The following is a 7248-nucleotide window of genomic DNA, read 5'->3' on the forward strand; positions in this document are numbered from 1 at the left end:
TTACGTTTACGTTGACAGATTTCCATGACCGGCCCTACATAATCGTTAGGAACCATGATTGTCGCTTTAACAAAAGGCTCCTGAACCTCATCCAATGTCTGGTTATCAGGCATCATCGACGGGTTTATCGACATTGATTTCAGCCCCGTCTGTCGCTTCGTCACCTGATAAATCTCATGCTTGTAGCTGTTGTAATGAGGTCGATTTTAGTACTCCGGGCTCGAGTCCTGTTCCTGGAATGATCTCCATATGCAGCATCCCGAGGAACCCACAGCGGAAACCGAAACCCGAGCGCCTGGGAGGTCTCCGGCTTCGAATCTGCAGGGAGGAGTCGTTCAGTTCGAAGCCGCTCCAGGCGCATCTCGTAAGATCGTTGTATTTGCTGGCGTCCACCGGGTACATCCCACAGAATACCATCGGATTCATACGTCTTGTAGCCCTGGCAGCGGTTCGGCTGCAGGGTTGGTGGCCAGTGTGATCGCGTCACCCCACGCGGCTGGCGTCCCCGATGCTGTTCGATGGTAGGCGGTCAAGTAACCGACATCACCGACATGTCAGTTCTTTCATCGTGCGTCGGGGTCCGGCCGGAAGACGCCGAGTTCGTTCACTTCAAACTCTTTGCCCGTTGCCATCATTCTTATTTTATCGCCAAGTTTGATAGAGCCTTCACGGACACAGGTATAGGCAACGACACCCCTGTAGGAATCATAAAGGGAATCGAAGATCAAAGCTTTCGTCGGATCTTTCCATTGCCTTCAGGCGCAGGGATATCACTCACAATCCGCTCTCAGAATTTCATCAATTCCTACGCCTTCTTTAGCAGAAGCAAGAATGGCATCTGATGCATCAATCCCGATCACATCTTCGATTTCTTGTTTAATCCGCTCAGGATCTGCACCAGGAAGGTCGATCTTATTAATGACAGGGATGATTTCTAAATCATTTTCCAATGCCAGATACACATTGGCCAGTGTCTGTGCTTCTATTCCCTGGGCAGCGTCTACGACGAGAATCGCCCCTTCACAGGCCGCCAAACTACGAGAGACCTCATATGTAAAGTCGACGTGGCCCGGGGTATCAATTAAGTGAAACGTATAATCCTGTCCATCGTTCGCTTCATAGGACAATTGAACGGCGTTCAATTTAATCGTGATTCCACGTTCACGTTCAAGATCCATCGCATCAAGGAATTGTTCCTTCATTTCTCTCTGTGTTAAGGCTTTTGTTTTTTCTAGAATACGATCAGCAAGTGTCGATTTCCCGTGGTCGATATGGGCAATAATCGAAAAATTGCGGACCCTCTCTTGTTTAGATTGTGCTGTCAACTTAAATCACTCCTACTGAATTCGACACAAATATCTAGGTTGATTATAGCAATACGCCAAGCATTATTCAATGTAAACCCATAGAACATATGAATCTTATTAGCCTGCCTGGATGATTTCGGCTAAGCACGACGATCATTACATTGAAGCGTGAAGCCACCCCTTCCCCATCCCTCCAGCAAGTTGGGAGATCCAGGGAGTCTCAGAATCGACATGATGAGGTGGAAGCATGCATCGATCGTTTGGCTTGCTGTGTTGAGAGGCGCAGTCTGCCTCGCCTGGTCTACTTCCTGTTCTAGCTCTGTGTCGTAACTACAGGGGCACGGTCTATCCAACTTTTCATTCGTTTTTCTCAATGCCATAAAATGCGCCCGCAATAAAAACGCATGAACAACGATGAGTCCACCTGCCAACCATTTCATGATCGCCCCTCCTCCGTTAGTCTCTTGACGACTTTTTCGTCTTCGAAAGTAGAAATCACTGAACACTTCAGCCATGACATCTGCGGAACGATACAATTCATCCAAATGATTGTAAACACCGCCGAATTCAACAAGCAATGGCATTTGGGATTAATCCTGATTGTATACACCATCTACTCCGGATCCTTTTTTCGTAATCACTCCTCGGCTGATCCCTGGATATTTTTCCTCCAGCTTCTGATGAATGGTGGATGCGAGCTGCAAGGTTTTGTTCATACTGAGGATGTTCAGCCCCGATAACAAAAGCAAAACGTGCGTAATTCTTTCCCATCAATCGTTGTCGTTGTGTGTTCCTTAGAAAGTGAATCCCTGTGAAGGTCAAACAAGTACTGTATGTCTCCATTCTGACTGAGGGCTTCTTCCACGACCGGTCTTACAGCGTCATAGGATTGATAATACTCCATACCGTTTTCACTTCTTAGTGCAGCCACATCTGTTGTATCAACAATCGTTCCTATCCCTCTTCTTTCTAAACCTTCGCCCAGACGTTCTCCCACAAGAGTGATATTAACCTTCCCATCATAGACCGTAGATTCATCAGGAAGATGGGGATAGAAGGATTCAGTGTTGTGAGTATGGTAAATATAGACACGATCTCTTCGCCACCGGTTTCTCTTCAGGCTTCGCATCTACCTTCATTATTTTCCTCCACTTCCCCTTCTTCCCCGCGGTCATCTACAATCAACGGCGGCTCGGATTCAACAGGAAGTGTGGAATAGTCGGTCCCTTTCCCGGCAATGATGATTTGACTATTGTAAGAAGACAGACCCGGGATCTCTCTCCCAAGCAGACTTCGAGGAGTCATTCGGTGTCAGGCTTGTAAGTAGTTGAAAGGACAACGTCGTCAAACTCAGGAATCCTGATTCCCCTCTGGATGGGCATCCTTAAACGACACGGTTTTCCATTTCGAACAGATATATGAAAGGCACTCCGCCTTCAAGTTTCGTTGTCCACTCCTGTATCGTACTTGGAATAGATGCCGGTACGTCGTTTTAGCCCCGGTAAGAACACCGATCCCGATAAATAATAAAAGCAAAATCAGTGACGACTGATGATCGCCCACCTTGTCCCGCTGTTTCACTATAGCTTTTTTTATCCGCCTTTTTCCACTTGATCCGGGTAACGAGACATAAGAAATCCTCCCTCTCATCCACTATCTAGTAAATGGTATGAGAAAGAGGAATTTCATAGAACCGGTCTCTATCAATTCATCTATTTAAAATAAGACTTGGGCCTCGCCATCTTCCACTCCTGGGTGTAGAGCTCCATTGATCCCCTTAGCAATGACATGGGCCATATCCTGTGATAAAACTGTCCACCTCTTTAGGAGTGACCATCAAATTATGACCGAGAGGAGTTAGTACTTCTTTGATCAATTGCTTCTTTTCTCGCTTCCTGTAACTGACCGAACATGCCCATAACCGCTTTGCTTTGTTCCTCATCGGGATGATCTTCCTCTGTCAATGTCTTTCTTTCAAAAGGGTTCATAGCGGGTGACAGACGCATTGGATGGTCGATCCTTTTCCTTCCATTCCCTGCCAAAATGTTTAAGGACATAATCAATCGCATCGCTCGTAATGGTAACGGCGTCCACTACAGTAGGAACACCAATGGAGATGACAGGTATCCCATACGTTTCCCGGCTGATCTCTTTCCGCTTATTCCCACACCAGAGCCCTGGATGTATTCCCGTATCTGAAAGTTGGATCGTCGCATTAATGCGGTTGATTGATCGTAGAAGCAAGGGCATCAATGACTAGATACGAAATCAGGCTTGGTCTCTTCAATAATCCCATGAACCATATCACTCGTCTCTATTCCTGTCACTCCCATGACCCCAGGTGTAAAAGCAGACACAGGTCGATACCCTTCCGAAACGGTTTCCGGATGAAGTTCAAATAAGATGACTGGTCACATAGACTTCTTCGCGTTACCAATGGCCCTAAGGCATCCGGAGTCACATTCTGATTCCCAAGGCCAACAATCAGCCCCCTGTCCATCTCCTTGATCCCACACTCACTCATTAATTTTCTCAGTTGACCGGATAACGTTTTCGATAAGTTTACTTGCAGGTCGATGATCCTGCTTTCGGATAGCCAGTGATTCCAACGTTACATAATGCCCCGCCTTTTTTCCAATTCGTTCAGCTCCTGCTTCATCTACAGTCACATACGTAATTTTAATTTCATTTTTTTCATTTTCATGAACTTCCACCCCGTCAGTAGTCTGAGGATTGCAGGTTCATCTTTGACATTCATTTCCTGTGCTTCCAGATGCCAGGTCCGTTCTCAACGAGTAGTCGAATTTTTCCTCCATTCAATTCAACCTCCTTAATGAAAATCTTCTCCCAAGGCAGATCAAAACTATGCAAATGATGAAGGATGGGTATATGAGATAAGTATTGAAAACAGCGCACTGCTCTGGTAAAATGTCTCTTGTTCGATATGAATGAGTCTTTTGTTTTTACCTAGGAGGTGAAACTATGCCTAATATTAAATCAGCGAAAAAACGTGTACGTACGAATGATGACGCTCGTGCCTTGAATGCAGCGTTCAAATCTGACATGCGTACAGCGGTTAAACGTGTAGAAAAGCTTGTTGATAGCAAAGATGTAGAGAACGCGAAAGAAGCACTTCCTACAGCTGTTAAGAAAATCGACAAAGCTGTTCAACGTGGCGCCCTTCACCACAAATACAGGGAACCGTAAAAAATCCCGCCTAACTAAACTTGTCAACGCATTATAATTCATTCGTAATTTATGACCAACAGACGATCCTTCTTTCTTGAATGGGTCGTTTTTACATGAAGAGAAGCCCTCCGAAGATATCGGAGGGCTTCTTTTCATTCACGGTACGTTTTGACTGAAGGCTTCGTTATTGATCACTCCTTTGAAGAGAGTGTGCGTGTAGACTAGGTAGAGACGGGTGCTTGTTGTTTAATGTGGATCAATCGATATAAGAAGCATTTCAAAAGCCAGTGACTTCTCCATCTTCCCCTGCTTCAGAGTTATGATCGGTTTCTGCCAGTTGCTTCATAATTTGGTCCAGCTCTTGTTGCGTGAAGGCACGCTCCCTTTTCAGCGCCATTTTTATGACGTAAGGATGTGCTTTAATATAGCTTTTCATTTGATTTTGAGCATACCCTTTCTGCTTTAAGTACTTTCGCCTGACTAATAATTCTGAACTGGGAAGCAAGGAGAGCCGTTAACGCAATCGGCTCTTCATTTAGTTTCTCCAAGATCCTTATAAATCCGGATCGCTCTTCCCAAATCTTTTTCCATAACGGCATCGACCAAGTTTCAAGCCCAGATGCTTCAGCACTGTGTGAAAGGAGTTGTTCTGCCACTTCTTTCGTAACAACGCCTCCTTCTCCTACATACAGAGCTAAGCTTTTCCATTTCCTTTCTAAGGGCCATTAGGTTCGCTCCAATTTCCTGAGTGAAAAGTTCATGAATATCCTGGCGGAACGGTGATATGTAAATCGTTCGCTAAGGTTTGGACCCACTTGTCAACATCCCACTCTTTGACCGGCTGGCAGCTGATGACTTCTCCATTCTTCTTTAATTGCTTGAACAATTTTTTCCGTTCATCAAGCTTTTCATAAGGAGCAATTAAAATTAGCACCGTGTATTCTGCTGGATTTTGCAGATATTCTAACAGGACTGTCTGTGTCATGCTCAATTGGAAGCTTATCTGGCTTCGCCTTTAAAAAGACAGGACTGATGAGCGATGACGACTTTTCCTTCACCAAGAAACGGAAAGGTTTCTGCATCTGTAACAACATCCTCTATAGGCGTCTCTTCTAAATCGTACTGGGATATATTAAACTCCCGGTCTTCTTTTTTTAACGTCTTTTCAATAATTTTATTCTTATGTTCTTGAATCAGATAGGATTCTTCTCCATATAATAAGTACACTTGTGATTGTTTTACATTGACCATAAAGTGGTTGTCCTTCCTTTATAAAAAAAGAGTACGGCGCCCCATGAAGGGGAACTCAGTGTCACCATTTTATGTTTCTTTCGAATTTCTGTCAAAATGGTGTGCTGATCATCGCCGTATGAACCATCTATATAAACGCCATTCCAAAAGCCCCGGGAGCTTTTGAAGAGGACGATGTTGTTCCTCTCTTGCGTTTAGTTTGACCGCTTACGTAAGAATTATCTGTGACAAGTCTTGCTAGGAGTGGGAAAGGTATGAATCACTCAATAAAATTCGTTTTCATGCCCGGTAAATGTAGATTTTTGGGTAAAAATGGACTATACTTAGTAATTGATATAGGAGGGGTAACAGTGAACGAGTTCAAAAACGATATTCAATCCAAAACTAATGATGTGATCGACTCTGGATTAGGGTTTGTATTTTCATTTGTTTTCTTCGTTATCTTAGGTGCTGCAACTAGCCAAACATTGATGCTGTTTAACCTTAGCAATACGTAACTGAACGAAGTAGGCTACATAATACTTTTTAGACCATAAAGTCCCGCCTTCAACAAAGAACCGTTTTTACTTTACTAATCAATCCTGTGCTTTTAACTACACATAAAAGGTCTACTCAGGTATATTCTTAGGTGAGTTTAACTACGAGTTTAGTCTGTGAAAAAAGCAACGTCTTTCGATATCGCTTACCTTGCTGGGGTGTCGCAATCAACGGTCTCGCGCGCTTTGCGTAATAGCCCTTTGGTGAACCAAGAAACCCGTGAAAAAGTGCAAAAAATTGCCAAAGAACTGAATTACAAAGTTGATAAAAACGCCAGTAATCTGCGTTCTCAACACAGTGATACGTTGGCCTTGTTACTTTTTGAAGACCCAACCGACGATGGTTCAGCCATTAATCCTTTCTTTTTGTCTATGCTGGGCAGCATTACTCGTGCCTGTGCAGATAGAGGTTATGACTTATTAGTCTCGTTTCAGCAAGCCAGTAACGATTGGCATGCCGATTTTGAAGACAGTAACAAAGCTGATGGTCTCATTTTGCTGGGCTATGGTGACTATGTCGACTTTGCTGAAAAGCTAACAAAACTGTCAGCACAAGGCACGCATTATGTGCGCTGGGGTGTGGGTGAAGATCAACTCAAAGGCTCTGCAATTGGCTGTGACAACTTTGCGGGTGGTAAAGAAATCACGCAACATGTATTGAAGCAAGGCCGTAAAAAATTGGCTTTCTTAGGTACAGCTTCAAGCCATGCGCCGGAGTTTTTCGACCGATATAAAGGCCATTGTGCAGCGCTTGAAGAGCTTGGTATTAAGGTTGATGAGAAGCTGCAAATAAACGCTTTGTATACTGAAGAAGCAGGTTATGATGCAGCGAAAAAATTGCTCGACTCAGGCGTGGAATTTGATGCGATTTGTGCAGCGTGCGACTTGATCGCGGAGGTGCTGTGTAAGAGGTGAATCTAACCGTCGTTAACCTTAGCAATACGTAACTGAACCAGTAGGTTATA

At 44.3% G+C, this 7248-nt stretch carries 11 protein-coding genes and 5 pseudogenes; 3 read left to right on the top strand and 13 right to left on the bottom strand.

What is annotated here, in order from left to right; genetic code table 11:
• Positions 1-581: 581 nt before the first annotated feature.
• The 9 genes and pseudogenes from ACXAC4_RS19950 to ACXAC4_RS19990 all read right to left on the bottom strand — a co-directional run.
• Positions 582-1325 (bottom strand): annotated as a pseudogene (locus ACXAC4_RS19950) (GTP-binding protein); the annotation flags it as partial.
• Positions 1326-1447: 122 nt separating this feature from the next.
• Positions 1448-2023, bottom strand: a pseudogene (locus ACXAC4_RS19955) (stage II sporulation protein P).
• 11 nt (positions 2024-2034) lie between these two features.
• The gene (locus ACXAC4_RS19960; RefSeq protein WP_475164933.1) at positions 2035-2436 is read right to left on the bottom strand and encodes a stage II sporulation protein P; all 402 of its coding nucleotides are present in this window, start codon (positions 2434-2436) and stop codon (positions 2035-2037) included.
• A gap of 648 nt (positions 2437-3084) precedes the next feature.
• Entirely contained in the window at positions 3085-3183 is a 99-nt protein-coding gene (locus tag ACXAC4_RS19965) for a GPR endopeptidase (RefSeq protein ID WP_475164934.1), read from the bottom strand.
• Entirely contained in the window at positions 3149-3313 is a 165-nt protein-coding gene (locus ACXAC4_RS19970; protein WP_475164935.1) for a GPR endopeptidase, read from the bottom strand. The genes ACXAC4_RS19965 and ACXAC4_RS19970 overlap by 35 nt, the downstream gene beginning before the upstream one ends.
• Complete coding sequence (locus tag ACXAC4_RS19975) at positions 3282-3557, bottom strand: GPR endopeptidase (RefSeq protein ID WP_475164937.1); 276 nt, start codon at positions 3555-3557, stop codon at positions 3282-3284. Before ACXAC4_RS19975 ends, ACXAC4_RS19970 begins: the two co-directional genes overlap by 32 nt.
• A complete protein-coding gene (locus ACXAC4_RS19980) occupies positions 3557-3712 on the bottom strand; it encodes a GPR endopeptidase (protein ID WP_475164948.1) in 156 nt (51 codons plus the stop codon). Before ACXAC4_RS19980 ends, ACXAC4_RS19975 begins: the two co-directional genes overlap by 1 nt.
• 17 nt (positions 3713-3729) lie before the next feature.
• A pseudogene (locus tag ACXAC4_RS19985) lies at positions 3730-3888 on the bottom strand (GPR endopeptidase); the annotation flags it as partial.
• Positions 3824-4024, bottom strand: a pseudogene (locus tag ACXAC4_RS19990) (GPR endopeptidase); the annotation flags it as partial. The pseudogenes ACXAC4_RS19990 and ACXAC4_RS19985, both read right to left, overlap by 65 nt.
• Positions 4025-4289: 265 nt before the next feature.
• On the opposite strand from ACXAC4_RS19990, the gene rpsT reads away from it, so the two are divergent.
• Positions 4290-4514, top strand: a complete 225-nt coding sequence (gene rpsT / locus ACXAC4_RS19995; RefSeq protein WP_475164938.1) for a 30S ribosomal protein S20 — start codon at positions 4290-4292, stop codon at positions 4512-4514.
• Positions 4515-4773: 259 nt separating this feature from the next.
• Here rpsT and ACXAC4_RS20000 read toward each other — a convergent pair whose 3' ends face one another.
• The 4 genes from ACXAC4_RS20000 to ACXAC4_RS20015 all read right to left on the bottom strand — a co-directional run bounded on the left by ACXAC4_RS20000 (position 4774) and on the right by ACXAC4_RS20015 (position 5747).
• Positions 4774-4893: a hypothetical protein gene (locus ACXAC4_RS20000; RefSeq protein ID WP_475164941.1), complete on the bottom strand. Its 120-nt coding sequence runs from the start codon at positions 4891-4893 to the stop codon at positions 4774-4776.
• A gap of 22 nt (positions 4894-4915) precedes the next feature.
• Complete coding sequence (locus tag ACXAC4_RS20005; protein WP_475164942.1) at positions 4916-5152, bottom strand: hypothetical protein; 237 nt, start codon at positions 5150-5152, stop codon at positions 4916-4918.
• 101 nt (positions 5153-5253) lie between these two features.
• Positions 5254-5481, bottom strand: a complete 228-nt coding sequence (locus ACXAC4_RS20010; RefSeq protein WP_475164944.1) for a hypothetical protein — start codon at positions 5479-5481, stop codon at positions 5254-5256.
• Positions 5482-5495: 14 nt separating this feature from the next.
• Positions 5496-5747: a hypothetical protein gene (locus ACXAC4_RS20015; protein WP_475164945.1), complete on the bottom strand. Its 252-nt coding sequence runs from the start codon at positions 5745-5747 to the stop codon at positions 5496-5498.
• Between the two features lie 350 nt (positions 5748-6097).
• Here ACXAC4_RS20015 and ACXAC4_RS20020 point away from each other — a divergent pair, with 350 nt between their 5' ends.
• Together ACXAC4_RS20020 and ACXAC4_RS20025 are read left to right on the top strand one after the other, a co-directional pair.
• Positions 6098-6244, top strand: a complete 147-nt coding sequence (locus tag ACXAC4_RS20020) for a YqzM family protein (protein ID WP_475164946.1) — start codon at positions 6098-6100, stop codon at positions 6242-6244.
• A gap of 156 nt (positions 6245-6400) precedes the next feature.
• Positions 6401-7177: pseudogene (locus ACXAC4_RS20025) on the top strand (LacI family DNA-binding transcriptional regulator); the annotation flags it as partial.
• Positions 7178-7248: the final 71 nt, after the last annotated feature.

The sequence above is a fragment of the Pseudoalteromonas sp. AWM4_233 genome (assembly GCF_056158285.1).